The following is a 25214-nucleotide window of genomic DNA, read 5'->3' as shown; positions in this document are numbered from 1 at the left end:
ATGTATGTTCATGATTAAGTGTAGACTAGCGCCGCTTTTTTATTCCAAAATTACAATGAGCGCTGCTTTAACTAGCTTCATTGCTAAGCTTTTCTGCTTTATCAGTTAGACACTTTTATGTTTAAAAGACCTTGAACTCCAATTCAATATTCTTCTTCTATACTGAAGACGCACTCAATTGTTATTAGGTGTAAGCGATTTATGTTGTGCTTAGTACGCCTTTTAAGCTCGGCATAAATACGTCTTTAAACGGAAGATTAATTGAATTTTTTCAAGGATGTCATTATGAGCCCGCTTGCAGATACTCCAGTAAAAACACTAAAACCACAAACACCTTCAAAGCCTTTGAAACTCAAAGAAAGGCAAATCAAGCTGAATCCCATTTCTTACCACTCTCAAGTAGAAAGTGTTCTTAACGATGTCGATTGTATAGAGATTGGCACAACCAATGTCTGTAACCGTAAGTGTGTTTCTTGCCCTGTAGGAACGAGTGACATTGCAGATAAGCTAACGGCAAGTAGTGTGACTGATAGCCACTTTTCTCGCATACTGTCTAATCTTTCCGTCTTTAAGCATAAAGCCTTTTCATTGAGCCTACATGAATACAATGAGCCTTTAAAAGATAGGAGCATACTGGATAAATATCGCCTTGCAGGAAGGGCTTTTCCTAAGGCGAAACTCACCTTATTTACTAATGGGGATATGATTCATAATAAGAAAAAAGGCTTTTATTCTCTTGAGCAGTTCTACGGGGTAGGGATTAGGCATATTCGTATTTCTATTTATGATGCAAACCCAGATAAATCAAAGGTGTTTGATCGTTTAGGCATAGATAAAAATGCTTTTAATAGCTATCAGAATAGAATTAAAAATCGATTAGAATTCTCCCATTACACTGAGTATCAAGGGGAAGAAGTACTAGTGCGAGTGCTCTTTTTATCAACTCAAAAATTGAGCAATAGAGGGGGGATTATCGCCTCAGATAAACAAGTAAGCAGACAAGGAATTTGTTCCTTACCAAGACGCACCTTATCCATAGATTATAAGGGTAATTTGAAGATGTGTTGCAATGTACATCATATGGAAGAAGGGGCAGGCACCTGGATGCACGGTTCCCTTTTAGATACGCCAATCAGTGATATTTTAATGAGTGATAGTTACGCTAATATGCGAAACAACACTGCCATTGGTGATTACGCTCAGTTAGAGAAATGTCAGGTATGTGATTTTTACCAAAAGAGTTCTGATCGCCTAGTGGGTGCGCTTTCTAATAAGTTTGGCAAAGTGCAGATTGAAGAGGAGCAAGCAGATACTCAGCTGATAGAAAGAGAAACTTATCTGGCTTCTCGTTTCTTAGAGGTTTAGTGTGCCACTGGTTTATTAAGCTTAACTTCATTTTAAGGTTATTCAGTTAAAAGCCTTATTCATTTACCCAGCTTAGGCTGGGTAAATGATGATTACCTGCGAATCTGCATTAGCGACAAAGTGAATACTAGCATCACGAACAAGTGTTCTTGCTTGAATGGTTTGGCCATTGATTACGCCGCCTCCTTTACTAAGAAATACCATGGCATCTCCCGTTTGCTCCAAGCTTTGACCCGTTTCAAGGTTGGCAACATCGATAGCCGTTCGGCTATAAAAGCGCTCTTTTTGTGATTTATCGCCACCATATATTTGCACTCTTTTACCTATTGCTGGTTCAAACACTTGATAGCCTGCTGGTTCACCTGCTTCATCAGGTAGAACCCAGAGTTGAATCATGTGGTTAGGAGTCGTGTCAGGGTTTATCTCATCATGACGAAAACCTTCGGCTCCCGCTCTTTGTACCTGCGACATGCCTGCACTTAAACTCTGACCATGTTCTAGTGAACCCGCGTGACTAATGTTGCCATCGACCATAACAGAAATAACGTCTACTTCTTTATGGCCATGCATGCCTGTTGTGCCATTAGGTTGAAAGTTAGCATCAGCAAGGTAAACAAAGTTTTCCAAACCATTAAACGCGGCTGGGTGCTTACGGGCCCCAAATACTTTTTGATCGGTAACGAATTGGCGCTCTAATAAGCCTGCAAAGCCACCTTGGGGTAAATCATCGTACTTTAGAATTTGCATATTGATCTTCCCATACGGTTAAATGTTTAATTCGATAAGCAAACTATAGTTGTTGTTTAATGCTGGATATATATCGTTAATTAGAACTTATTGTTGCTTTATTGATAACTAATATATTGAGAGAAGATAGCGCAACTAAGAGAGGGAGAAGCTATGCCAAGCGTGGTGATTGAGGTAAGAAAAAATCATGGTCAAGCTTTAGAGAGTGAGATTATAAAAGCGGTTTATCAGGCTATAGAATCAGCTTTTAATATCTCGCCTTCTGATAGCACCATACGTTTAATTGTGCACGAACCTCATAGATATCAGCCTGACCCTGATTTAGACCAAGGTGAGCTACATACGCATATCAGCATAGATACCTTTGTTGGCCGCAGTATTGAAATGAAGCGGGAGCTTTATCAAAACATAGTGACTAATTTAGAAGTGCTCGGTATTCCCAAAAATCATGTCGAAATACTGCTACGTGAAGTACAGTATGAAAATTGGGGCATAAGAGGCGGGCAGGCAGCCTGTGATCTTATTTAATCATCAAGCTCACTAGTTAATACTTAATAAAACTGTTTGTTTGATGTTACTACTTCGCAAAAACCACTCTAAATCATTTATTTAGCGTGGCTTTTTTACTCTATTAATTCAGTTTTGAAGCAAGCTAATTGATCTTTTTCGTTTCAAAATATGTCATATTTTTTATTTTTATGGATGCTTTTATGATTAATCGCATTGAGTTGTCAGGTTTACTGTTTTGAGTTTCTAAAAATCTAAAAAAGATATGAACTTTGATGCAGAATCTCATTCAGTTTTGACGTGACAGAAAAGCTTGCTGCATACGTTGTATTGGAATCTTGCTTTAGGGAAGAGTAACAAAATAAATATATTTACCTATAAGCAACCAAATCACTTAGTGACTGTCATAAAAGAAAGCGAAAATATGGCAAATTGATACTTAACTTTGACTTTATAGGCGCTAGCCTGACAAACCTTAAAGAAAACTGAACTTTTTATTCCATTAAGATTTTATGTGAGTAAAAAAAGTGTATTTTCTGTGGATTTGGACTCGGCTGCCTAATTTGTTATGTATCTTTATGTTAAAATATTTTCATATAATCCAAAATAAATTAGGTGAGTCATGGAAAAAATATTTTCATATGGCACGTTACAAAAGGATTCAGTACAAGTTGCCACCTTTGGTAGAGAGTTAATCGGAACTAAAGATAAGTTGGTTGGTTATTTGCTAACAAATTCTACCGAAGCTAGATTACAGCAGGCAAGTTTGACCTATACAGGTGATGAAACAGATGTTGTTGAAGGCATGTTGTTTGAAGTTTCTTCTTCAGAACTATGTAAGGCAGACGACTACTCGGTTGTCGATGATTGTATTCGCGTAAGAGAAGACGTGATTTCGGGTCAAAGAGCTTGGGTCTATGTTTGGGCTGATGCAGATGTGTTTCTAGTGTAGCTATTTTGGTTTAAGTTCTACCCCTGATCAATGTTATCAGGGGGAATATGACTCACTGCAAATTACTTGTTCTGTTTAATTTCTCTTAAGTATTTAAACACAGTCGCACGCCCCATATTGAGCACACTGGCAACATAGTTTTGCGTACTTTTCCCTTCGAATGCACCTTCATCATACAGGGCTTCTACTAAGGCTCGCTTATGTTTATGGCTTAGACTATTCATATTTAATCTATTCTCGTTCAACCAGTGATGGATAAAGGAATTGATTCTCTCTTGCCAATCATCGTGGAAAAGCTTATCTGGTTGAGGCACTAGCTGAGCGCCAGATAAAAATGTATCTAATAAGGCTTTAGCAGCTTCAAAGCTGGCAATATTCATATTGATACAGAGCATGCCGATTTGCTGATTATCATCATCTCTCAGCACTATGCTGGTGGAACGAATGTTTAACCCATCCCAATTGAGCTTTTCATAAGGCCCAATGACATTTTCATTTTCGTCAAACTCAACTTCGTCTAACGCTGCATCATCACCAAGGTTTCGCTTAGAAATATTATTAGCGATATAAACAACCGTTTGAGTACGTAAATCATGAATAACGACTTCTACATAACCAGAAAAGAGAAGGACTATACCATCTGCTAGGTTGCCGTATCGTTGAATCAGAATGTTGTCACTGTCTTGATTTTTAATCATAAAAACTCTTCTTTTAATTACCTCACAATCATACCGATTGTCGCTTTCTAGTGTAAAGCCTTCTCATCTTAAGCAATTGTTATTGCTTTGTTTATGGCATGTCCTTTCAAGTTTCTCTCTTTAAGAAAATGTTCTAATTTTGCTCGAACTTAAACCAGCTCACTCTTATTAATCTTGAGATAGTTAGAGAAACAGGATTGACGATTAATACTTAAAAGTCTACAGTGGACTTTATTGTATATCAAATAGCTTTTACATATAAGTTAAGAGGTCTTTTATGTCAGCAAGTCTTTCTACGTTTAATCATGATGTTGCTCCGGTTTTTTTAACGGAAACAGAACTAAAACCTTATTTGAATAGGCTTGATGTTGCGGCATGTTTGCGTGATTTATTTATAGCGCTCGCACAAAATAAGGCGGTACAGCCTGCGCAAACCTTAACGCTTTTACCAGAAGATAAAGGGGATTTCATTACCTATCTGGGCGCTATTACAGGTGCTGATGTATTTGGGGCCAAGTTATCACCATATCTTGTCACCTCAGATAAACCAGTCATTACAGCTTGGACAACGCTTATGTCATCTCGCACTGGCAAGCCTTTGTTATGTTGTGATTCAGGCTTACTGACACAAGAACGAACGGCTGGCACAACAGCCTTGGCTGTCGATCAACTCGCTAAAACAGAATCAAAACACTTAGCCATAATTGGCAGCGGCAGTGTTGCTCAAGCTCATTTGAAGCATGTCCTAAACTTAAGGGAATGGCAGAGCATTTCGATTTACTCACCAAGCTTAAATGAAGATGCGAGCCTTCAAGACAGACTGATGACGATAGACAAAAGAGTCCAGGTTAGTCCAACAAGTAGGGCTTGTGTGCAAGATGCTGATGTCATCATGCTATGCACCTCATCAGGAACGCCTGTCATAGAGTTGAAAGACCTGACAAAACAAGATGTGCTGATTACCTCTATTAGCACCAATGTGGCTAATGCCCATGAGATTGCGCCAAGTGCATTGAGCCAAATGGATGTTTACTGTGATTATAAGGCCACGACACCAGCAAGTGCGGGTGAAATGACGTTAGCGAGTGAGCAAGGTGATTGGACAAGTGCAGAGGTAAAAGGGGATCTCGCTGACTTGGTCAACCAAGACATTGAAAAGCCAAACTATCAAAAGCCTGTGTTCTTTAGATCAATTGGTCTTGGGCTTGAAGACATCGCCATGGCGTATGGAATTTGGACCGAAAGACAGACTCAGACTGCAACGGCTTAAGCTAGAGCGATTTTACCAATAAGCATTTAAGTAAAAGAATATAAAAACAGAGGATAATCCATGAAAATCAGAGAGTTTGGCGTCGAAATCTGGATGAACGAGTACGAAAACAATTGTGACTACAACTTAGCAGAAACCTGTGTTGAGTCTCTAACCTTAGATCAGCTTGTGACTATTGCAGGTAAAAAAGACAGTTTTGCCGATGACATGTTAGCCATGAAACTTACTTACGGCGCTATCGAAGGTTCAGATCGTCTTAGAGATAACATTGCCTCTTTGTATACCAAGCAGTCTCGTCAAAACACCATAGTGACTCACGGTGCTATCGGTGCGAACGCCCTGATTCACGAAACCCTTGTTAGCCCAGGTGACAGAGTTATTTCTGTGTTACCCACTTATCAGCAGCATTACTCTATTCCTGAAAGTTATGGGGCTGATGTTCAAATATTAAAACTGCGTGAAGAAAACGCGTTTTTGCCAGACCTAGAAGAGCTTAAAAGTCTGGTGAATGAAAATACTAAGTTAATTGTGCTGAATAATCCTAATAACCCAACTGGCTCCTTGATGGGTGTGGACTTTTTAACGCAAATTGCTGAAATTGCCCGTTCATGTGGTGCTTATATTTTGTGTGATGAGGTATACCGCGGGATAGATCAAGAAGGCGAGGGCACAACAGCGTCTATAGCCGATCTTTATGAAAAAGGTATCAGCACTAGCAGTATGTCTAAGGCTTTCTCTCTCGCTGGATTACGCTTGGGTTGGATAGTAGCACCAGAAGAAGTGATACATCAGGTGGCAATTCACCGTGATTACAACACCATCAGTGTTGGCATGATTAACGACTATCTTGCTTGCATGGCGCTTGAGAATCGCGACGCCATTCTTAACAGAAGTAAGCAAATGACTCGCGAGAACCTAGCCCTTCTAGATGCTTGGGTACAAGAGAAAGATAAGGTGAGTTACATCAAGCCTAAGTCTGGTACGACTACCTTGCTTAAGTTTGATACAGATATGAACTCTAGAGATTTTTGTGTCTCCCTACTAAAAGCCAAAGGCGTCATGTTTACCCCAGGCAGTGCTATGGATATGGAAGGTTATGTGCGGATTGGTTTTGCTAATAACCCTGACGTGATGAAAGTAGGCTTAAAACTGGTTAGTGATTTTTTGAAAGGCATCTAACAAAGTCATTAATCACGTCTATTTATCACAGCTATTTATTTCAATTAATAATTTCTAATAAAAAAAGACTGAGCCTAATTTGCTGTGGGGCGAGTTTCGTTCGGTCAAAATCAACCAAAACGATAGGATAAAACCATGAAAATAACTAAAACACTCATGCTTGCTTTGTCTGTTTCTATCGCCTCTCTTGGCAGTGTGGCACAGGCGGCGGATAAAATTACCATAGCAACTGAAGGAGCGTGGGCGCCATTTAACTTTATTGATGCCAATGGTGAACCACAGGGGTTCGATGTGGATATTGCCAAAGCCCTATGTGTCAAAATGAACAAAGAGTGCGGCATAGTCACATTAGATTTTGATGGTCTGATTCCTGGCTTAAAAGTGAAAAAGTACGATGCTATTTCAGCCAGCATTTCGATCACTGAAGAGCGTATGAAGCAAGTGGACTTCACTTATCCTATTTACTCAGGCGGCCTGCGTTTTATGGCGGCAAAAAACAAAGACTTTGATACCGCAAGAAGTGCCCTTAAAGGCAAAACCATTGGTGCACAAAGGTCGACCATCGCCGCTAAATACTTGGAAGATTATTTGTCTGATGTGGTTGATATCAAGCTTTACGGCAATAACGATAATGTTTATTTAGACTTACAAGCAGGGCGTTTAGATGGTGCTTTGTCTGATGAGTTACCGACCTATGACTGGTTAAAATCAGAAGGTGGGCAAGATTTTGAGTTCAAAGGTGAAGCCTTTGCCAAAGATGACAAGATCGCTATCGTTGTTCGTAAAGGTAATGATGAGCTTCGAGAAGGTTTCAACAAAGCTATCGAGCAAATTGTTGAAGATGGTACTTACGCCAAGATCAACGCCAAGTACTTTCCATTTTCAATTTACTAGGCTGAAGCTTTAAGCTGAATCCATAACTTGGTGCTGTCAGTTTAAAGAGTAAGGTTTTTTAAGTTTAATGATTTTATCCCAGCCTAGGCTGGGATTTTTTTGCTCAAGTTTTGCGAAGACCTTAATGATTTTTCATTGTGTTAGATTTAAAAAGATCTTATCTTGTCTGAATTTAAGCAAGGCAGTTTTATTGCTTTTTTGTATTAGATATTCAGGTGGTAAGGTTATTAACAAGAAGAGAGTCGAAGTTAATCGCAAAAATATTTATCTAATGTGGCTAATCGTAAGTCTTGTTAGCTCGACTTCTTTTTCATTAGCTTCAATTGTGTACTGGGAGTTTACGCATATACCTCAAGCAAATGAAAGTTGGAGACCTATTAATGATGCTTTGTCTATGCTCATGATGATGCCTTTTGGCTGGCTGATGTCAGTATTGACTCCAGCAGGCTGGCTCAATATTTTAGGTATATTTTTAGCATTTAACCGCTCAAGCTTTAAACCTTTAGTTTTATCTGCCCTTGGGTTTGCCGTATTTGGTTTATTCTGGCCAAAATACTTTGTTGGTATGATGGGTATATGAAAGTGTTTATCAACGTAACATCTTTTAAAAGATATCATGCTTGTGAAAAACTATTTAAATTAAGCCTTTAACATACTGATAGGATTAGATTTAAGTTGAAACTCATGAAGCCTACATTCTGGGCGTCAGTCGTATTTACGATTCCACCATTATTATTTCTTGGTCTTGGTTGGCTAGAAATGAATTTGCCAGAATGGGATGCAAATGACTCTGGTGCTGTACAGGGTTATACGATATTTGTATTTTCAACATTGACTGCGTTGCTATGTGCTTCGATGGTTTTTCCAGGAATTGCAAAGTTACTAGGTAGCCGATTCACTTCTCGAAAGTGGGTGTTTCTGAATATAGCTGTGATCATTTTATTGGCATTTTTTGTATCGATTATTTTTGGTTATTTCCTAGTAGGCGACACTAGTTTTACTGGTTTATTTGTTAATGCTTTAGTTCTTAGCCTGCCTTTGGCTATTACTTGCTTTATTTTACTGGCACCAGCCATGTATGTTTGGTTACGTCTTGCCACGTATACAAATAGTAAGGCAAGCAATTCTGCTTTGTAGTTTTAATAGAACACCCTTAACCATTCAATTTAAATGATTAGAGCGAACTCAATGGAATTAGACATCTATCAAGTAGATTCATTTACAAATGAAGCATTTAAAGGAAATCCGGCTGGAGTTTGTATAACGCAAGAGGGGTTAAGTGAACGCTTAATGCTTTTAATAGCAAGTGAAATGGCAGTTTCTGAAACTGCTTTTTTATCCCTTAATGATATGAGGTTAAGATGGTTTACACCCAAAGTCGAAGTTAATTTATGTGGACATTGCACACTTGCTGTCGCACATATTTTAAAAGAAAGAGGGCAGTTGAAAGCTGGTGATAGAGTAAGTTTTGAAACCATATCTGGTCAGCTAACCGCCAATATTAATGAATCGACAATTGAGCTTGATTTTCCTTCACCTAGCGTTGAGTTTAATACGGAACGAATAACAGTATTACTTGAATATTTAGGTATAAATGAGCAAGAGGTTGTAGCATACGGCAACTTTGGTGAAAAAGTTTTTATCGAGGTTGATAGTGAAAGCACCTTATTAAAACTTCAGCCTAATTTTGATGCATTAAAGCAAATAAAAGGTCGTGGGGTTTTGGTTACGACAGCTTCAGCCAGCGAAGATTTAGATTTTATATCTCGGTACTTTGCTCCTTGGGTTGGGGTAAATGAAGACCCTGTTACGGGTTCTGCTCATTGTGCTTTGACGGTTTATTGGTCAAATAAATTAGATAAGCTAAAACTAAGGGCATACCAAGCTTCTGTTCGTGGTGGTTATGTTAATACTGAATTGTTAGCAAATGGCCGTACAAAACTGATAGGTTCGGCTGTTACCGTTATTAAGGGTTTAATACAGGTTCCTAGTGAATAAAGTCAGATAGTTATCTCCGAAAAAAACTTACTTGTTCCCATGGCTTTTCAAAGGGATACATACTAGTCAGTTTTGCTGATCTTGAATCTAAATTATCCTAAGTAGTTATAGTTAGAGCTGAAGATTTATAATTGAGATACGAAGTGAGTGATATTCAGGTGATGTTATTTTTTAGCTCTTTTAGAATGCTTAGGCTGATAAAAAGTTAGCAGTATTTAAACTAAATATAAGGATATATTGTGAAAAAACTATTTTGGGTTTTATGTTCATTAGGGTTGGCATTTTGTTCTGCTGGATCTTATGCAGGTAGTGGAAAAGCTTTTGTACCTACTTGGGTAGTTACAGGTGGGCAAACAAGTACATATATTAGTATATCAAATATTACTGATAATCCTATTGAGCTTAATTTAACATTTTATGGAAAAGAAGGTGCATTGATTTATCCAAGTGAAATTACTGGTATAGATAATATGACTCTTGCACCTAAATCGACCGGATATGTTCGGATTTACTTTGATCAATACGATCAAGGTTTTGGTATTATTGAATGGAAGAACATAATAGGTTCAGGCGATGATGCTGTTGCTATTTTGTCGCATGCAGAGCGAATTACAATTACAGGTCGCTATAGCATTCCAATAAATAAAGGTATGCCATTTTAAGAGTCTAATTTTCGTTCCCATTTTTAATGTTAGAGCAGTTTAAAAAAACGGGTCTATCAAAGCACCAAGTTTCAAATAAAATCCCAGCCTTGTCTGGGATTTTTACCTTATGAAGCCGCTTGTTTGGCTTTCATTTCTTATATGTTTTATTCTACGTCCTCTTAATTTATCAAATAAAAGCTAATAAATTCAAAGGGGTATATATGGAAATTAACTTTAATCAATTAGCCGTGACTGACTATGGCAGTGTGTTGAGGCGTGAGCATTTTATGGATTATAAAATCAAGCCACTTTGGCCAAATATGCCGGCGATTCATGGGCCTGCTTATACGGTGCAGTTAGCTTCTGGCGATAATTTGATGTTACATGCTGCGATATATGAGGCACCGAAGGGCTGCATTATAGTGGTGGATGGTGTTGATGATCTTGCTGCAGTGGCGGGTGGTAATGTGTGTGCGGTAGCCAAGGAACGTGGCATTAAAGGGTTTATTATTGATGGTGTAATTCGTGATCTGGGTGAGATTATGCAGATGCAGTTTCCGGTTTATGCCAGAGGCGTATTTCCTGTGCCGGGTGCTAAAGCTGTTTATTCTGAACCTGCTCAGTCGATTGTATGTGGTGGTGTGAAGGTTAAAACAGGGGATATGATAGTGGCCGATATAGAAGGCATTGCTGTATTGCCAGAGGATAATTTGAGCGCTATCTATGACAAGGCGTTTGAAAAAGCAGATAAAGAAGCGCAAATGGGGCTGGCCAAATGGCGTGAAAACCATGAGGCAAAAATAGAAGAGGCTTTAAGAATGGCTAAACAAGCGGGATAAACCTTGTTTGGTTTTAGCTTATTTATTTGCAAGTTACTGATAATTATTATTGTTTGAAGTAAAGTAAAGCAATTACTAATATATGGATTTATGACATGAATAAAGCGATTCCCATTTCTGCCTCTGTGGTTATTCTTGGCGCCTTGATTACACCTAAAATTGTGAGTACTCAGGTTGAGGCTAAGTTAAACGAATCTATTGTTGCGATTAACGAAATGCCAGGTTATAGCTTGGAGCTTATCGAACAAGATATGGGCTGGTTTAGTTCTCAAAGTAAACTAACGATTTCTTATGATATTTCTGCTACAAGCCCTGATTACCAAGGTGAGTTGTTAATAACAGACTTAAACTTTACCACTTCTCATGGTCCTATTTTGACGGATAATGGTTTTGCATTAGGTCTATTAAACTGGCAAATGAGTGTATTAGCTGATGAGTTAAGAAATGGCATTACATGGCCAGAAGATAAACCTTTTTATCAGATAAAGGGGAGTAATGACTTCTCATTAAATGGCGAGTACCAAGATCAAATCGTCGAGTTTACCTCTCCTGATGCGTCACCGACTAAGTTCAGTTTCTCTGGTTACCAAGGCCAAGGTAGTTACAAAGACGAGCAGTTTAACTACCAAGGCAATGCTGAGAGTTTTAATGCATCCAATGATACCGGTGTGTTTGATGCGAATGACTTATCGGTCGATATGGAAATGGAAGGGACATTTGAAGATGTCTTTAATTCAGGCTTTTATAACTCAGAATTCAAGATGGCATTGGCGAAAACAGTTTTCCATCATAACGATAAGAATGAGGTGTTAGATATTGATAATGCCTACATCACAAGTAAAACTCTGATTGATGAAACATCTAGAAACATGGATGTAGAAATGCTTTATGGGCTAGATAGCATTAAGGCGGATGAGTTTGAAGGCTCTGATATGGAGCTTGCTTTAGAGCTGAAACATTTAAGTGAAGATTTTTTCCTTAAGTACCAGGATATGGTGAAACAAACCGCAAGCTTTAATGCGGATACAACACCAGTTGAATTGATTTCAATATTAAATGATAGCTTGTTGCCATTATTGATTGCTGAGCCTGAGTTTAATATTACTCATTTGAAAGGTACGATTCCCGAAGGTTCTTTTAATTCTCACTTGAACGCGAGCCTAAAAGGCATTACAGCCTTACCAAATGATTTGAATAACCCTCAATTTTGGTTATCTCATTCACTTATTGATGGCGAGATTTATGGTGATAAAGCTGTGGTTGAACTAGCCGCTAAGATGTTTATGTTGTCTCAGTTGGCATCAAATCCACAAACTCAAGGCATGAGCCCAGATCAGCTTGATCAAATAGCAACATCTCAAGTGCCTATGTTATTACAAACAATCAATATGCAGGGTTTAATTGTGCTTGATGACCAAGGTTATAGTGCAAGCTTGAGTTTGAAAGACAATGTTTTTAAGGTGAATAACAATCAGCTTCCTTTACCTTTCTAGTTTTTGTTATCCATGATTCTTTGAATCTATTTAAAAAAGGCCAAGACAGGTGATTCTGTATTGGCCTTTTCTATTTTATATAGAAGAGAGGTTTATAAAAGCGGTTTATGCATGTTGCTCGATAAACTGTTTTATTTGTCTTCTTTCTTGTTCCGATAAGCAGGCATTAAACTGCAAGTACTTGGAAACAACTTGTTCTCGTAATTTAGTTTGATGATACAAATGTTGTTGCTTTTGTTGACTAATTATTCCCTCTAATCCAAGTTTGATTTGATCATTAATTTGTCTAACGCTTTTCATATCATCTTCCTACAAAGGTGAGTTGAACCCTATATTCTATCGGGCAATTTTTTCCACTTTGTTACGATTTAGCCTGCTATCACTCACGCTTATTTCGTTTTAGTCGCGGTCTTTTTTATGCTTGTTGATGAAGTCGATCACTTGTTGTTTTTGCTCATCATTTAAACTTGCGTGAAAGGCAACAAAACTAGGTACTACTGATTTGATACTTGCGTGAAGTAGTTCGATATTAGTATCTGCAAATTGATTCATCTGATCTTGATCAATACTGTTAAGGCTGATTAAGTCTTCAAAATCTGAATGCATCGTTTGCTTGTTAGCTTTTAGAGCTAAACTGGCTTCTAAGGCACTATTTTTAAGGTCAATTAAAAGTGCTTCTTGAGCTTGGTTTAATTCAAGTTTGTCGCTCACTCTGTCTGCAAACTTATCGGCTCTTTCTTCTGGTGATTTGTTACAGCCAGTTAGGCCAAGAAATAAAGAAAAAGCTAATGAGCCAATGAGTAATTTTTTTAAGTGCTTTTTGTTAAAAAGTTTCATGTTTGTGTCCTCGGGTTTGTATGATTGGTTACCATATTAGCGACTAATTTTTTTGAGACTTTTCATTGAGGTATCCAGTTGTATCAATCTGTAACATTCGTGCAAATTGGCGTATCACTTAGGTTTCTAATCCTATAATCTGAGCGAATTCCCTGTATTAAGGTGGTTGACTGTGAAGATCCTTTTAATCGATGACGATGATTCGTTGGCCGATTTACTTGAGCAATACCTTGCTCGTTATGACATGCAGCTTATTAGTGCTGATTGCCCCTCTAAAGGTTATGTTGCGCTTGAGAGTGAAGTACCAGATGCCATCATTTTGGATGTGATGCTGCCTGAGCAAGATGGCTTTGAGGTGTGTAAGCAAATACGTAAACAGAGCGACATTCCTATTATTATGCTGACGGCCCGTGGTGATGTAATGGATAGGGTAGTTGGTTTGGAAATAGGTGCGGATGATTACCTCGCTAAGCCGTTTGAGCCAAGAGAATTAGTGGCAAGGTTACAAACGATACTTCGTCGTGCGGTTAAACAAACTGACTCGCATTCAAGCAAAGCGAATAAAAATGTAGAGGGACTAATTGAATTTAAAGGTCTGAGTATTAATCTTGAGCGTCAGAAAGTGTGTCTATTTGGTAAGGCCTTGGAGTTAACGACAACTGAATATCGCTTATTGTTATTAATGGCAAAATCGCCACAGACAGTATTTTCTCGTGATGATATTTTGAATCACTTAAAAGGAGTCGAGATCGAACTCTTTTCACGTTCTGTTGATATCGCCATTAGCCGTTTAAGACAGAAATTTAAGCAAGCTTCCTCTTCGACTAACGAGACGAGTACTGAGTTTATTAAAACCGTATGGGGCGCGGGTTATTGTTTTGTGGGAGAGGAGATATGATCGTTTTAAATTGGCTCAATCGTATGCCATTAATGTTGCGCCTTTTGATTATCTTCGTGACCACCTGCTTTATCCTTTTATCTTTGATGATAACGGGTGTGCATCTTATCGCGGATAAGAATAGTGATAACTGGGAAGGCTTTGAAAATATTTTTGCAGACTATGGCCAATTGTTAGCAAGCAGAATTGGAACCCCTTCTGATTATAATGTTGCCCAAGATCTTGCGACTAATCTGATGTTTAATATAAGTATCGTTGGTCCAAATGAAACTTGGCATAGTCAGCCTAAAAGCCGCAAGCATGATATGGAAAGGCTGATAGAGCTTAAATACGATGAAAGTAGTACTCAAAATGCCAGTGTTGCAAGAACTCGTGGTAATTATTATGTGCGTATTTTAGCGGGAGAAGGTGAAAATAAACGCTTTATCTATATCAGTAAAAGACGAGAGTTTGTTGATTTTAATATGCCTATCAGTGCCATTCTCGTGTTTTTACTCATTCCTGTCGTTTTGTATTTGAGTTATCGCCTCACCAAAAGTTTGTTTGCACCTATTAAGACATTGCAAGCGGCAAGTTTGGAATATGCTAAAGGCAATTTGACCCATCAAGTGGAAATAAAGCGAGATGATGAGCTAGGTAATTTGACTCAAGTGATGAATAGCATGGCGCAGCAAATCGATAAAATGCTGCAAGCTAAACGGCAAATGTTGCTAGCCATTAGCCATGAATTAAGAACCCCATTAACCAGAATGAAGTTGGCTACCGAGCTGCTTGAGCATGACCCACAACAGGTAAGTCTTCGTCGTGACATTCAAGAAATGGAAAACCTGATTAATGAGATCTTAGAGTCAGAACGCTTAAATACAAACCATAAGGTGTTAAATCTAGAGAAAATTCAGTTGGATGAGCTACTAAATGAACTTACCTTAGAACTGAATTTAAACTTCGATGACAGAATTATCTTCGAGTCACACGATATAAAAGGTATGTCTTTGGACCCAGCAAGAATGAGGCTGCTGTTTAGGAATTTAATTATGAATGCCTTACAGCATTCTAAGTCGCTTGTTACCGTGAGTCTGAGTAAACATGATGGTGAGATTCAGGTGAGTGTGCAAGATAAAGGAGTCGGTATTGAGTCTGAGCATATCCCACACCTCATTCAAGCGTTTTATCGTGTTGATGATGCAAGACAGCGTAAAACAGGTGGCTATGGCCTAGGGCTTTATCTGTGTTATTTGATTGTGCAGGCACATTCTGGTCAGTTTAATATTGAAAGTGAGCTAGGGCAGGGGACAAAAGTACTAATACATCTTGATTACACTGAATAGTAGGTTATACGCGTATTGGTGAGCTTTTCATCAATACGCAGGTTTCATCATTGATTAATTGCCATTTTCTTCATTAATTAAAACGCAGTTCCTTCCGTTGTTTTTCGCCTGATAGAGGGCTTTATCCGCGATCGAAATAAGATGGTTTACATCTTTTATTTCATCAATCTGTAGGGTTGCCACGCCAACACTCACGGTTACTACATCGGCGCACTTTGATTGTTTGTGAGGGATCAAAGCCTTACTTGTTTCATTACAAATTAACTGTGCTAATGATTCAGCATAATGGCTTGGCTTATTAAGAATAATGATGGCAAATTCTTCACCGCCATAACGACAAGCATGATCTGAAGCGCTATCACTTAATCTCTCTAGTATCTGAGCAAAAAACTTAAGACAATCATCCCCTTGCTGGTGGCCATAATAGTCGTTGTAAGGCTTAAAGTGGTCTAAGTCACACATGAGCAGACTGATGCTGGAGTTGGCTTGCTTGTCGTTTATCGTTTGGTTGAGGATTTTGTCAAAGTGACGACGGTTAAAAATGTTGGTTAGGCTGTCTTTTTCAGCAAGATCGTTTACTTTAGCAACATATCGTTGCAATACCTTTAAGGATCTGAGCATCTTTTGCACTTCCTTTTCTTTACTTTTAGGTATCGCTATTTGAGTTTCACCTTTTGCTAATAGCTGCATAGAGCGGCTGGTTTCAATGAAAGGGCGTATAATGTGACGGCCAACAAATAACCAAACAATTAAAAATACACTGATCAAACATACAATCGCGAGGGCAATTAATAGTTTACTGGCTAGGGCGATATCTTTCGTAATTTGTGAGGCATTGGTGACAACTTCACTCTTTAGAAACTTAACACTGTCGTACGTTAGTTTATCGAGTTTGTTAATTTTAAGTATGTGTTGATCAATGTGGCTGTCTAAAATTCGTTTTAGTCTGATTTGCCTTTTTCTTTGCTGAAATACTGAGTCCTCACTTGCAACATTGGGTCTTGCTTGTATAAGCCAAGCATTCGTTGAGGCTTTGATATCGTGATCAAGTAGGTTAGTGAGTTGCTCTATCTCTTTTAATACAATGAGTGATCTATGTGCGAGCTTAGAGAGTTCCTGATTGTGTTTGCTAGATAAACCTTCTAGTAACAAACTTGTTAGCTTGTTAATTCGTCTTTCAATGTCAGTCAGTAGATTTAGCTTTAAACTATTTTTTGCTTCCATCAATTGGGCTAATTGCAGACGACTAGATTGAATTTCAAGCCTAAAGACGGTGAGTATTTTCTCTTGACGTTTTAGCACATCGTAATGGATTTTCTCGTTCTGTTCTTGGGTGTAATAAAGCTCACCAATGATACGAGACATGATGGGAATCGCAGTTAATAGCTGCTGAATCGATTCAGGGTTATAGATGTAGATTTTGGATAAATCCTGATTGAGGGACTTTGTATATTCCAAATCGGTTAGTAAACTTGACCACTGGGTCTCTATCTCTTCTAGGGCCAGAATACGTTGAGACAAACCTTCGGCACTTTTAATTCGCTCAAGCTGTAAACTTAAGGTTCTCAGCTTCTCAATATTGTCAGCACTTTTTATCAGCGGTTCTCCTTGGCTTTGTGACACACTAAGCAGCTTAGCTTGATAGGCTTCGAATAAATAAACGGCTGCGCCTGAAGAGATGATTGAAAAACTGGCAATCAGTCCAAAAGCTAAAATGAGTTTGGCTCTAAGGGTTAAGTGTTTAACGCTAGTCATCCCCTGTCCTTACTTGATTAAAAGCGGCGATTTCACCATGCAAATTTTGTAATTCATAAATTTTAGCTTGTAACTGATTTAATGCATTTTTAGGTGTTAATTGTTTGCTTCTAATTAAATAGGCTGTTGTCATAAGTTCTGGGTAAATTTTACCCATTGCGGTGCTGGTGAAATGGCCAAGATTGAGAACTTGATCACTCCATGCGAGATTGTCTCTATGATTTTGGCGAAAGGCACCGCTAACAGGGAACATCTCAGTTGAGTTAAATTCTTCAAGTAGTGCGACATCTAACCTGCATGGATTACCGCCACCTTTAGCGTAGGCTAGTTGCCCCTCAAAAGAGGTGATGTATTTTAATAACCAGTATGCCGCTTCTGGGTTGTCACTGTCATAGGCAACAGCTAAGGCATAGGCGCCTGTATAAGGCTTACCTAAAGGTGAGGAGCTAATGCCTATTTGGGCGCCAGGAATGTTACGTTCTACTTGAGCAGAAACAGACCATAAGTTGTTATATGCAAAGGGCCACATGGCGACTTTATCATTCGCTAACGCTTGGGCTGATTCCAAATAAGCGGAGTTTTCATCACTAGGGGCTGCAAAGTCCAATAAGTTTAAATAGGCTTTTGCAGCTTCGATTGCTTCAGGACTATTGGCCTTGACGGTGAAGTGATCGATTTGTCCCATGTTATTATAATTTGGTGTTAGCCAACTGCCACCTAGTCCCCATAAAAGAGAGGAAAACTCATCATTTATATGAGGCTTATTGCCTGACATTAGGGTTAAACCATAAAAATCATGCTGCAATATTCTACCTGCTAAAAATTCGCCTTTTGAACGGGTAAAAAAACGGGCCACATCAATTAAATTATTAAGACTCTTTGGTGGCGCTAAAGCGTAGCCATAGCTTTTTCTGAATTCTGCTTTTTCGCCTGGGTGTTCAAACAAATCTTTTCGGTAGTGGTTTCCCATAGTGTAATTATTATACGGGATGGAGTGAGATTGGCCTTTGTAGGAGAGTATTTGTAATAAATTAGGGTAGAAGGCCGAGAGATGTTCATCGATACCATGTAACCCTGAATTGTCATACTTAGCAGCGAGTCGATTTAAAGGTGTTGTTAGACCTCTTGTTGCCCATTCTTTAGACCAACCTGCTTCCATGGTAAGTAAGTCGTACTTACCTTTGCCATTGATTAGTGACTTAGTTTGCGTTTCATACATGTCACCAAGAGACATAGGGATGAGTTCGACGGTGACACCTGTGTGCTGGGTGAATTTAGGTAGCAGTTCATTTTTTAAATGATCAGTCCAGAAGCCATCTTCTGCGACTAGGGTGATAGATTTTTTATTGGTGACTGTGGGAATGTCGCTAAGTTTAAATGCGTGAGCACCATGGCCTTGAGCCTGAACAGTAGAAATAAATACAGCACAATATGCCAAACATATATTAAATAAATAACCTGCTGATAAAGTTTTATTAAATATTGTTCCCACTATGCTAACTAAAATCCTTGTAATCATAAAAGGTCGACATCTTATCAACTTATTAAAGTTGAGTTTAATTATTGTATGAATATTCAGTCTAGTTCATTAATCTATACTCGCATCAATGTTATTTTATGTAAGTGTTTGATGTCTACTAAATTTCTTGTTGATTAGTAACAATTTGGGTCTAAAAGGTTGAAGTGATGAGTTATTTCAGAAATAAACCTCTCATCTTTTTAAAAACAAACTTTTGCTCAAGCCTTTAAATTATATGCCAAAAGCAGCTTGAGTACTCTTACTTAGACCTAAGGTTAAGAAAGTTAAGCTAATTTAGGAAAGTCTAGGTAGGTTTAGTTTCAGTAAAAGCGGTGTGGTTTTATCATTAGACAATGTTAAACTTATGCTATAAAACTGAATTCTATTATAAAAACACAAACCGATGTTTGATGTATTCTTGTCTTGGTATCAGCTGTTTTCCATATAATAAGTTAACCAGTGTAAATTTTTTAAGGTGTAATGATATTTTATGAAGGGCGTAAAGGTAGCGGTTGAGCAGTTACAACCAGGTATATATGTGCAACTACCTTTGAAGTGGTTCCAGCACCCATTTGTTTTAAATCATTTTAAGATTAAAACAGTTGATCAAATTAAAATTATTAAGAGTTTAGGGGTAAGCCATGTCATGGCTGTACCTAGTAAAAGTGATGCCAAGCCTATTCCTATGTCAGATTTGGTGGAAGATACCCAAGATGAAACTGAGGTCGAAGAGCTAAAAGACGAGCTAACTCTGATTAAAGAAGAGCGCATGCAGAAGCTTAAATCATTTAAATCTGATTTAGGCCGTACTGAAAAGTGTTTTCAGAATTCTATGAACCATGTACGTAATATCATGCGTGATATGCGTAATAAGCCAGCTCAATCAGTGGATCAAGCAACAAAGTTAATTGATGACATTACTGATCACCTACTCAATAAGGGTGATGCTGTTTTGCATTTAATGAATGAAAGTAAGGAAGACGAGGGGCTTTACTATCATGCGTTAAATGTTTCTGTTCTTGCTATGTTGTTAGGTAAAAAGAAAGGGTTAGGTAAAGCAGATTTAACCTTGTTAGGGCTTGCCGGGTTATTTCATGATGTTGGTAAACTCAAGATACCCGCTCAAATATTGCGCAAAACAGATCCTTTAAATGCTGCTGAAAGTAATTTTCTAAAATTACATCCTAAATACAGTATTGAACTCTTGGTTACTTCATCAAATTTTGAAGATAGAGCGCTTAAATTGATAGAGCAGCATCATGAATATTATGATGGGAGTGGCCACCCGTTAGGGCTCGAAGGCAAGGAGTTGGATCCTCTTTCTCACATTCTATCAGTGGTCAACAATTATGATAGTTTGTGTCATCCGATTAATATCAAGAATGCCAAAACACCTTTTGCTGCTTTAGCGCACCAATTTAAAGTGGATAAAGCAAAGTATGAAGAAGACTCGCTGAGTCTTTTGGTGAAACTATTGGGTATCTACCCACCAGGTACTGTCGTTGAGCTAGATAGTGGCCAGTGTGCTTTGGTGATTTCAGTTAACTTAAATAAACTCTTAGCACCTAACGTGCTAATTTATGATCCGCTAGTACCAAAAGATGAAGCAGTGATTATTGATTTGGATGAAAACCAAGATCTTAAGATTGTTAAAGCAATACATCCTAGTCAACTTTCTGAAGAAGTCTTCTCTTATTTAAATCCGCGTATGCGGGTTAACTACTATTTTGATCACACAGATAAAGCCTGATTGATTCTTGATTAGGTCTCCCTCAAGTGACCTAACCCTTTCTAGTCTGCAACGCTTAAATACAGGCAGTAATAAGTGCCTTTATTTCTGCTTTGCTTAAAACTGCTGGGTTATTTCGATTGCTTGATGATCTTACTAGGTCATCAAGCGCATCTGTTCTTAAACCATACTGATAGAACTTAGGGATATTAAGCTCTTTTTGCCAAGCAAAGAGGGTGTCGACTAATATCTGGCAATAATCCATATCTGATAATTTGTTGGCTGGTAATGAACTGTCTTCTAGTGATGTGTTTTGAGTACACATACGACCAATCTTTGCCATCTTATGAATAGCGTGTGTCGCATCTTGTGAAGAATCATCGTTTTTGATTAAAGCATCAAGCGTCGTTTGATTTGCTTCAGCAATAAGCCCAGCACAAGCAACTCCATGGGGAATCTCATATAAACCACCCATCGGACCAGCAATACCATGCACGATACCAAGACCGGCATTAGCTAAGCAGCTACCGGATAACATGGCTGCAATGGCCAGTTCACCTCTAACATCTGGATCATCAGCCTTATTCGTACAGGCAGGTATGAGGTTTCTAATGATAAGCTCAAGGCCTTTCTCTGCTAGGGTGTCTGTAATTAGGCTGCTCTTAGTGGAAAGGTAAGACTCAAGTAACTGAGTAAAGGCATCTAACCCACAACATGCCGTTTGAAGAGGAGGGCAAGACATAGTTAAACGAGCATCTAACCAAATCTCGGTTGGAATCAATTTGTCATGACGAATCGACTTCTTAAACCCCTTATTGCCCACTTGGCTAAACACTGCATTTGATGTCATTTCACTGCCCGTGCCAGATGTTGTAGGGATAGCAATGAAAGGTAGTATGTGATCTGGCAGTGGGAGCCCTTTACCTACACCTTCTAAATAATCTAATAAACTGTGTTCTGTCATGAGCATGGCAGCTAATGCTTTACCGGCATCAAGTACCGAGCCACCACCTATAGCAATGACCTTGGTTATTTTAGTTTGGTGGTTCTCATTTTGGAATTTACGAGAAATCTCATCGATATCAGAAGGGCTAGGTTCAGCGCCAATTTGAACAATGTTATCTGAGGGTATTTGTATATCGGTTAGTTCAAGGAATCGTTTGAAATAAGCAGAGTATGTCCCTTTTTTACCGCCAGTTACCCATAAAACAGTTTCTAGATCGTCTAGTCGCGTTTTTAAATTTTGAGTAACTCCCGAACCATAGTGGATTTTTGGCCATTGAGTAAATTCAAAATTGTCTAAAATAGCCGTCATATCACACCTTTTTTTCGTTTGTTTTTGTTTTTCTTTCGATTTACAACATTTGTATGGATTCTATCTGAATTTCACTGTTTAAACCAACTTACTCCTAGATCCCTATAACTTGTTTAGTAGGGAGCTAAATATCTAATACGAATGTCTATGAAATTGATTGGATTTGGCAAAACGCTGCTAAAAGTGTCTGACAATTAGTTATTTAAAAAGGTTTTTTATCTCTCATAAACAAATATTGAACTATAATTGTCGACAATTGTACTTTGGTAGGATTGACTTATTCTCAATATTCTTTAGTATGCTCATAAATCAAACAAATTGTAGACAATATTATGCCTCTTGATAATCCAACAAAAACCTTAGCAGTGACAACTGCCGATAAAGTCTTTGAACAGATTCAGCATGCTATTGTTGAAGGTGACATTTTAGCTGGCAGTAAAATCAGCGAACCTGAACTGGCTAAACAATATCAAGTAAGCCGTTCTACCCTACGTGAAGCCTTGAATCGTCTAGAAAAGTGTCATCTTATTGAACGCAAACCTAATGTAGGTTCTCGCGTAGTTGAATGCAGTATTAAAGGTTTGTTAGAGCTTTATATTACGCGTGAAGCATTGGAAGGTATGGCATGTCGTCAAGCTGCTGAAAATATGACTGATGAAGAGATTGTCGACATGAGGGCTATGTTGTCACAGCATTCAACGGCTCAAGACTTACAAGATGGGGTTGCCTATTATCAAGAGAAAGGTGATCTCGATTTTCACTATAAGGTGATTTTAGGTAGCCACAACGCGCAATTGATTAACTTAATTTGTGGACAATTATATCACCTAGTCCGTATGTACCGCTGCCAGTTTGGTATGAACAGCCCAAGGGCGAGTCGTGCTTTCTCTGAACACTCCAGAATTATTGAAGCGATTAGTGATAGAGACGGTGAACTTGCTGAGTTATTAATGCGTCGTCACATTGCTGCTTCTCGAAAAAATATCGAAAACAAAATTGCTGAGCAAAATCAGCTCAATCAACAATAAAATCCAGTAAGGGGACAAATATCATGTCACAAGATTCGTCACAAACAAGGTTATCACCTGGTGCTAAGTTTCGATTAGCCCTTAAAAACAATGCGCCATTACAGATTGTCGGCACTATCAATGCGTATTGCGCCATGATGGCTGAGCAATTAGGTCATCAGGCAATTTATTTGTCGGGCGGTGGCGTGGCAAATGCTTCTTATGGTTTGCCTGATTTAGGCATGACATCACTAAATGATGTCATTGTTGATGTGCAACGTATTACGTCTGCTTCTAGCTTACCGCTATTGGTTGATATTGATACAGGTTGGGGTGGAGCATTTAACATTGCTAAAACCATTCGTGATATGGAGAAAGCAGGCGCTGCCGCTGTTCATATCGAAGATCAAGTGGCGCAAAAACGCTGTGGTCACAGACCGAATAAAGAAATTGTCTCGGTTGAAGAGATGACAGACCGAATTAAAGCGGCTGTTGACGCACGTATTGACCCTGACTTCTTCATCATGGCACGTACTGACTCTTTCGCCCAAGAAGGATTGGACGCTGCGATTGCTAGAGCAAAAGCTTATGTCGCAGCAGGGGCCGATGGCATTTTCGCTGAAGCAGTTAAAACAGAAGAGCATTACCGAGCATTCTCTGAAGCCTTAGATGTGCCGATTTTGGCTAACATTACTGAGTTTGGCCAAACCGAACTATGGAATAAGAAACAGCTAGGCGAGTGGGGGGCTGCTATGGTGCTGTATCCTCTTTCAGCTTTTAGAGCGATGAATAAAGCGGCTGAAAACGTTTATCAGACCTTATTAACTGACGGTGATCAAAAAGCCGCCATTGATAATATGCAAACCCGTATGGAATTGTACGATTATCTTGGTTACCACGATTATGAGCAAAAGCTGGATCAGCTATTTTCTCAAGGTAAGAACAAATAACTTGATGTGCTAAGAATAAAAAAGACTTAAATCAAATTATCTGCAAAGCCTTTGGGTAAGTCTATCTAATGAATTTAGATTGGCTTATGAAAGGAATATAACTAAAGGGCTTTGCAACAGGAAAAGGTGTAATTATGACAGCTAAAAAATTAACAGGTGCAGGACTTCGTGGACAAAGTGCAGGTGAAACAGCGCTTTGTACCGTCGGTAAATCGGGTAGTGGTTTAACCTATTGCGGTTATGACGTATCGGACCTTGCTGATAATGCCAGCTTTGAAGAAGTAGCTTATCTGTTGTTTAACGGTGAACTACCAAACCTAGCTGAGCTTGATGCTTATAAAACACAACTGGCGGGTATGCGTGACTTACCGCAAGCATTAAAAGAAGTGCTGCAACGTATTCCTGCTGATGCGCACCCTATGGATGTGATGCGTACCGGTGCTTCTTTCTTGGGTAATCTTGAACCTGAAGTCAATTTTAATGACCAAAACAAAGCGGCAAACCGCCTGCTGGGTGCCTTTCCTGCCATCATGTGTTACTGGTATCGTTTCTCTCATGATGGGGTAGAAATTGACTGTAAGACAGATGAAGACTCTATCGGCGGTCATCTACTTAAATTGATGAGTGGTAAAACACCATCAGATCAACATCGTCGTGTGATGGATGTGTCTTTGATTTTGTATGCTGAGCATGAATTTAACGCTTCAACATTCACCGCACGTGTGTGTGCCTCTACCTTGTCTGATATGCATTCTTGTGTCACAGGTGCGATTGGTTCTTTACGAGGCCCTCTTCACGGTGGTGCGAATGAAGCAGCAATGGACATGATAGAGAAGTTCTCTTCGCCAGAAGATGCCAAAGTGCAAATGGCAGGTATGCTAGAGCGTAAAGAAAAAATCATGGGCTTTGGTCATGCTATCTATAGCACTTCAGATCCACGTAATGTCATCATCAAAAAATGGTCTGAAAAATTGGCTCATGAAAATGGTGATACCTCTTTGTACGATATTTCTGTGGCTTGTGAAGAGTTCATGTGGGATACCAAGAAACTGTTTTGTAATGCTGACTTCTTCCATGCATCTGCTTATCATTTTATGGGCATTCCGACAAAACTATTCACGCCTATCTTTGTTTGCTCTCGCCTAACCGGTTGGGCTGCACATGTTATGGAGCAAAGAGAGAACAACCGTATTATTCGTCCAAGTGCGGATTACACCGGATCTGAACCTCGCACTGTTAAGCCTATTAGCGAACGCTAATCGATTTGGTGAGGTTGAGTATTAAAACTCA

25 protein-coding genes are annotated in these 25214 nt (G+C 38.8%); 18 read left to right on the top strand and 7 right to left on the bottom strand.

Annotated elements, in window-relative coordinates:
* Positions 1-285: 285 nt before the first annotated feature.
* The gene (locus Q0A08_RS05340; protein WP_438465446.1) at positions 286-1365 is read left to right on the top strand and encodes an SPASM domain-containing protein; all 1080 of its coding nucleotides are present in this window, start codon (positions 286-288) and stop codon (positions 1363-1365) included.
* A gap of 72 nt (positions 1366-1437) precedes the next feature.
* Here Q0A08_RS05340 and Q0A08_RS05335 read toward each other — a convergent pair whose 3' ends face one another.
* Positions 1438-2112, bottom strand: a complete 675-nt coding sequence (locus Q0A08_RS05335) for a pirin family protein (protein ID WP_438465445.1) — start codon at positions 2110-2112, stop codon at positions 1438-1440.
* Between the two features lie 153 nt (positions 2113-2265).
* On the opposite strand from Q0A08_RS05335, the gene Q0A08_RS05330 reads away from it, so the two are divergent.
* Both Q0A08_RS05330 and Q0A08_RS05325 read left to right on the top strand, forming a co-directional pair.
* On the top strand, positions 2266-2640 hold the full coding sequence (locus tag Q0A08_RS05330; RefSeq protein ID WP_438465444.1) for a tautomerase family protein: 375 nt from the start codon (positions 2266-2268) through the stop codon (positions 2638-2640).
* A 601-nt stretch (positions 2641-3241) separates the two neighbouring features.
* On the top strand, positions 3242-3571 hold the full coding sequence (locus tag Q0A08_RS05325) for a gamma-glutamylcyclotransferase family protein (protein ID WP_438465443.1): 330 nt from the start codon (positions 3242-3244) through the stop codon (positions 3569-3571).
* A gap of 62 nt (positions 3572-3633) precedes the next feature.
* Here Q0A08_RS05325 and Q0A08_RS05320 read toward each other — a convergent pair whose 3' ends face one another.
* On the bottom strand, positions 3634-4269 hold the full coding sequence (locus Q0A08_RS05320) for a helix-turn-helix transcriptional regulator (protein ID WP_438465442.1): 636 nt from the start codon (positions 4267-4269) through the stop codon (positions 3634-3636).
* A gap of 277 nt (positions 4270-4546) precedes the next feature.
* Here Q0A08_RS05320 and Q0A08_RS05315 point away from each other — a divergent pair, with 277 nt between their 5' ends.
* From Q0A08_RS05315 to Q0A08_RS05275, 9 genes are all read left to right on the top strand, one after another.
* A complete protein-coding gene (locus tag Q0A08_RS05315; RefSeq protein ID WP_438465441.1) occupies positions 4547-5539 on the top strand; it encodes an ornithine cyclodeaminase family protein in 993 nt (330 codons plus the stop codon).
* 60 nt (positions 5540-5599) lie between these two features.
* Positions 5600-6718, top strand: coding sequence for an aminotransferase (locus Q0A08_RS05310; protein WP_438465440.1), 1119 nt, complete (start codon positions 5600-5602; stop codon positions 6716-6718).
* A gap of 135 nt (positions 6719-6853) precedes the next feature.
* Complete coding sequence (locus Q0A08_RS05305; RefSeq protein WP_438465439.1) at positions 6854-7612, top strand: transporter substrate-binding domain-containing protein; 759 nt, start codon at positions 6854-6856, stop codon at positions 7610-7612.
* A 67-nt stretch (positions 7613-7679) separates the two neighbouring features.
* Positions 7680-8192: a hypothetical protein gene (locus Q0A08_RS05300; RefSeq protein WP_438465438.1), complete on the top strand. Its 513-nt coding sequence runs from the start codon at positions 7680-7682 to the stop codon at positions 8190-8192.
* Between the two features lie 104 nt (positions 8193-8296).
* Positions 8297-8749, top strand: coding sequence for a hypothetical protein (locus Q0A08_RS05295; RefSeq protein ID WP_438465436.1), 453 nt, complete (start codon positions 8297-8299; stop codon positions 8747-8749).
* 51 nt (positions 8750-8800) lie between these two features.
* A complete protein-coding gene (locus Q0A08_RS05290; protein WP_438465434.1) occupies positions 8801-9610 on the top strand; it encodes a PhzF family phenazine biosynthesis protein in 810 nt (269 codons plus the stop codon).
* Positions 9611-9849: 239 nt separating this feature from the next.
* Positions 9850-10272 carry a hypothetical protein gene (locus Q0A08_RS05285; protein ID WP_438465432.1) on the top strand — a complete coding sequence of 141 codons (423 nt, stop codon included), beginning with the start codon at positions 9850-9852 and terminating at the stop codon, positions 10270-10272.
* A 203-nt stretch (positions 10273-10475) separates the two neighbouring features.
* A complete protein-coding gene (locus Q0A08_RS05280; RefSeq protein WP_438465430.1) occupies positions 10476-11093 on the top strand; it encodes an RraA family protein in 618 nt (205 codons plus the stop codon).
* A gap of 95 nt (positions 11094-11188) precedes the next feature.
* Positions 11189-12586, top strand: a complete 1398-nt coding sequence (locus tag Q0A08_RS05275; protein WP_438465428.1) for a YdgA family protein — start codon at positions 11189-11191, stop codon at positions 12584-12586.
* A gap of 105 nt (positions 12587-12691) precedes the next feature.
* Here Q0A08_RS05275 and Q0A08_RS05270 read toward each other — a convergent pair whose 3' ends face one another.
* Both Q0A08_RS05270 and Q0A08_RS05265 read right to left on the bottom strand, forming a co-directional pair.
* The gene (locus Q0A08_RS05270; RefSeq protein WP_438465427.1) at positions 12692-12886 is read right to left on the bottom strand and encodes a hypothetical protein; all 195 of its coding nucleotides are present in this window, start codon (positions 12884-12886) and stop codon (positions 12692-12694) included.
* 99 nt (positions 12887-12985) lie between these two features.
* Positions 12986-13423, bottom strand: a complete 438-nt coding sequence (locus Q0A08_RS05265; protein ID WP_438465425.1) for a Spy/CpxP family protein refolding chaperone — start codon at positions 13421-13423, stop codon at positions 12986-12988.
* 166 nt (positions 13424-13589) lie between these two features.
* Between Q0A08_RS05265 and Q0A08_RS05260 the strand changes: the two genes are divergently transcribed.
* Positions 13590-14321 (top strand): response regulator transcription factor, encoded by a 732-nt coding sequence (locus Q0A08_RS05260; protein ID WP_438465424.1) that lies wholly within the window; start codon positions 13590-13592, stop codon positions 14319-14321.
* Complete coding sequence (locus Q0A08_RS05255; RefSeq protein ID WP_438465422.1) at positions 14318-15649, top strand: sensor histidine kinase; 1332 nt, start codon at positions 14318-14320, stop codon at positions 15647-15649. Before Q0A08_RS05260 ends, Q0A08_RS05255 begins: the two co-directional genes overlap by 4 nt.
* Before the next feature lie 54 nt (positions 15650-15703).
* Here the strand turns inward: Q0A08_RS05255 and Q0A08_RS05250 are convergent, their stop codons facing one another.
* Positions 15704-17404 carry a diguanylate cyclase domain-containing protein gene (locus tag Q0A08_RS05250; RefSeq protein WP_438465421.1) on the bottom strand — a complete coding sequence of 567 codons (1701 nt, stop codon included), beginning with the start codon at positions 17402-17404 and terminating at the stop codon, positions 15704-15706.
* On the bottom strand, positions 17397-18923 hold the full coding sequence (locus Q0A08_RS05245; protein ID WP_438465420.1) for an extracellular solute-binding protein: 1527 nt from the start codon (positions 18921-18923) through the stop codon (positions 17397-17399). The genes Q0A08_RS05250 and Q0A08_RS05245 overlap by 8 nt, the downstream gene beginning before the upstream one ends.
* Before the next feature lie 490 nt (positions 18924-19413).
* Here Q0A08_RS05245 and Q0A08_RS05240 point away from each other — a divergent pair, with 490 nt between their 5' ends.
* Entirely contained in the window at positions 19414-20673 is a 1260-nt protein-coding gene (locus Q0A08_RS05240; RefSeq protein ID WP_438465418.1) for an HD-GYP domain-containing protein, read from the top strand.
* 55 nt (positions 20674-20728) lie between these two features.
* Here the strand turns inward: Q0A08_RS05240 and Q0A08_RS05235 are convergent, their stop codons facing one another.
* Entirely contained in the window at positions 20729-21967 is a 1239-nt protein-coding gene (locus Q0A08_RS05235) for an iron-containing alcohol dehydrogenase (protein WP_438465417.1), read from the bottom strand.
* A 332-nt stretch (positions 21968-22299) separates the two neighbouring features.
* On the opposite strand from Q0A08_RS05235, the gene Q0A08_RS05230 reads away from it, so the two are divergent.
* From Q0A08_RS05230 to prpC, 3 genes are all read left to right on the top strand, one after another.
* Positions 22300-22995 (top strand): GntR family transcriptional regulator, encoded by a 696-nt coding sequence (locus Q0A08_RS05230; protein ID WP_438465415.1) that lies wholly within the window; start codon positions 22300-22302, stop codon positions 22993-22995.
* 23 nt (positions 22996-23018) lie between these two features.
* Positions 23019-23924 (top strand): methylisocitrate lyase, encoded by a 906-nt coding sequence (prpB, locus tag Q0A08_RS05225; RefSeq protein ID WP_438465414.1) that lies wholly within the window; start codon positions 23019-23021, stop codon positions 23922-23924.
* A 134-nt stretch (positions 23925-24058) separates the two neighbouring features.
* Complete coding sequence (gene prpC / locus Q0A08_RS05220) at positions 24059-25183, top strand: bifunctional 2-methylcitrate synthase/citrate synthase (RefSeq protein WP_438465413.1); 1125 nt, start codon at positions 24059-24061, stop codon at positions 25181-25183.
* Positions 25184-25214: the final 31 nt, after the last annotated feature.

The organism is Marinomonas sp. PE14-40 (assembly GCF_051623805.1).
Lineage (GTDB): Bacteria > Pseudomonadota > Gammaproteobacteria > Pseudomonadales > Marinomonadaceae > Marinomonas.
Note: the sequence above shows the minus strand (reverse complement) of the source record. Positions and strands in the feature narration are given on the sequence as shown.

What these genes read in the sequence shown, in the direction of transcription:
- prpB (WP_438465414.1), top strand. Translation starts at nt 23,019, where the DNA reads ATGTCACAAGATTCGTCACAAACAAGGTTATCACCTGGTGCTAAGTTT.
- Q0A08_RS05265 (WP_438465425.1), bottom strand. Translation starts at nt 13,423, where the DNA reads ATGAAACTTTTTAACAAAAAGCACTTAAAAAAATTACTCATTGGCTCA.
- Q0A08_RS05230 (WP_438465415.1), top strand. Translation starts at nt 22,300, where the DNA reads ATGCCTCTTGATAATCCAACAAAAACCTTAGCAGTGACAACTGCCGAT.
- Q0A08_RS05310 (WP_438465440.1), top strand. Translation starts at nt 5,600, where the DNA reads ATGAAAATCAGAGAGTTTGGCGTCGAAATCTGGATGAACGAGTACGAA.
- Q0A08_RS05250 (WP_438465421.1), bottom strand. Translation starts at nt 17,404, where the DNA reads ATGACTAGCGTTAAACACTTAACCCTTAGAGCCAAACTCATTTTAGCT.
- prpC (WP_438465413.1), top strand. Translation starts at nt 24,059, where the DNA reads ATGACAGCTAAAAAATTAACAGGTGCAGGACTTCGTGGACAAAGTGCA.
- Q0A08_RS05320 (WP_438465442.1), bottom strand. Translation starts at nt 4,269, where the DNA reads ATGATTAAAAATCAAGACAGTGACAACATTCTGATTCAACGATACGGC.
- Q0A08_RS05325 (WP_438465443.1), top strand. Translation starts at nt 3,242, where the DNA reads ATGGAAAAAATATTTTCATATGGCACGTTACAAAAGGATTCAGTACAA.
- Q0A08_RS05280 (WP_438465430.1), top strand. Translation starts at nt 10,476, where the DNA reads ATGGAAATTAACTTTAATCAATTAGCCGTGACTGACTATGGCAGTGTG.
- Q0A08_RS05335 (WP_438465445.1), bottom strand. Translation starts at nt 2,112, where the DNA reads ATGCAAATTCTAAAGTACGATGATTTACCCCAAGGTGGCTTTGCAGGC.
- Q0A08_RS05240 (WP_438465418.1), top strand. Translation starts at nt 19,414, where the DNA reads ATGAAGGGCGTAAAGGTAGCGGTTGAGCAGTTACAACCAGGTATATAT.
- Q0A08_RS05300 (WP_438465438.1), top strand. Translation starts at nt 7,680, where the DNA reads ATGATTTTATCCCAGCCTAGGCTGGGATTTTTTTGCTCAAGTTTTGCG.
- Q0A08_RS05295 (WP_438465436.1), top strand. Translation starts at nt 8,297, where the DNA reads ATGAAGCCTACATTCTGGGCGTCAGTCGTATTTACGATTCCACCATTA.
- Q0A08_RS05315 (WP_438465441.1), top strand. Translation starts at nt 4,547, where the DNA reads ATGTCAGCAAGTCTTTCTACGTTTAATCATGATGTTGCTCCGGTTTTT.
- Q0A08_RS05340 (WP_438465446.1), top strand. Translation starts at nt 286, where the DNA reads ATGAGCCCGCTTGCAGATACTCCAGTAAAAACACTAAAACCACAAACA.
- Q0A08_RS05245 (WP_438465420.1), bottom strand. Translation starts at nt 18,923, where the DNA reads ATGATTACAAGGATTTTAGTTAGCATAGTGGGAACAATATTTAATAAA.
- Q0A08_RS05270 (WP_438465427.1), bottom strand. Translation starts at nt 12,886, where the DNA reads ATGAAAAGCGTTAGACAAATTAATGATCAAATCAAACTTGGATTAGAG.
- Q0A08_RS05255 (WP_438465422.1), top strand. Translation starts at nt 14,318, where the DNA reads ATGATCGTTTTAAATTGGCTCAATCGTATGCCATTAATGTTGCGCCTT.
- Q0A08_RS05290 (WP_438465434.1), top strand. Translation starts at nt 8,801, where the DNA reads ATGGAATTAGACATCTATCAAGTAGATTCATTTACAAATGAAGCATTT.
- Q0A08_RS05275 (WP_438465428.1), top strand. Translation starts at nt 11,189, where the DNA reads ATGAATAAAGCGATTCCCATTTCTGCCTCTGTGGTTATTCTTGGCGCC.
- Q0A08_RS05235 (WP_438465417.1), bottom strand. Translation starts at nt 21,967, where the DNA reads ATGACGGCTATTTTAGACAATTTTGAATTTACTCAATGGCCAAAAATC.
- Q0A08_RS05330 (WP_438465444.1), top strand. Translation starts at nt 2,266, where the DNA reads ATGCCAAGCGTGGTGATTGAGGTAAGAAAAAATCATGGTCAAGCTTTA.
- Q0A08_RS05305 (WP_438465439.1), top strand. Translation starts at nt 6,854, where the DNA reads ATGAAAATAACTAAAACACTCATGCTTGCTTTGTCTGTTTCTATCGCC.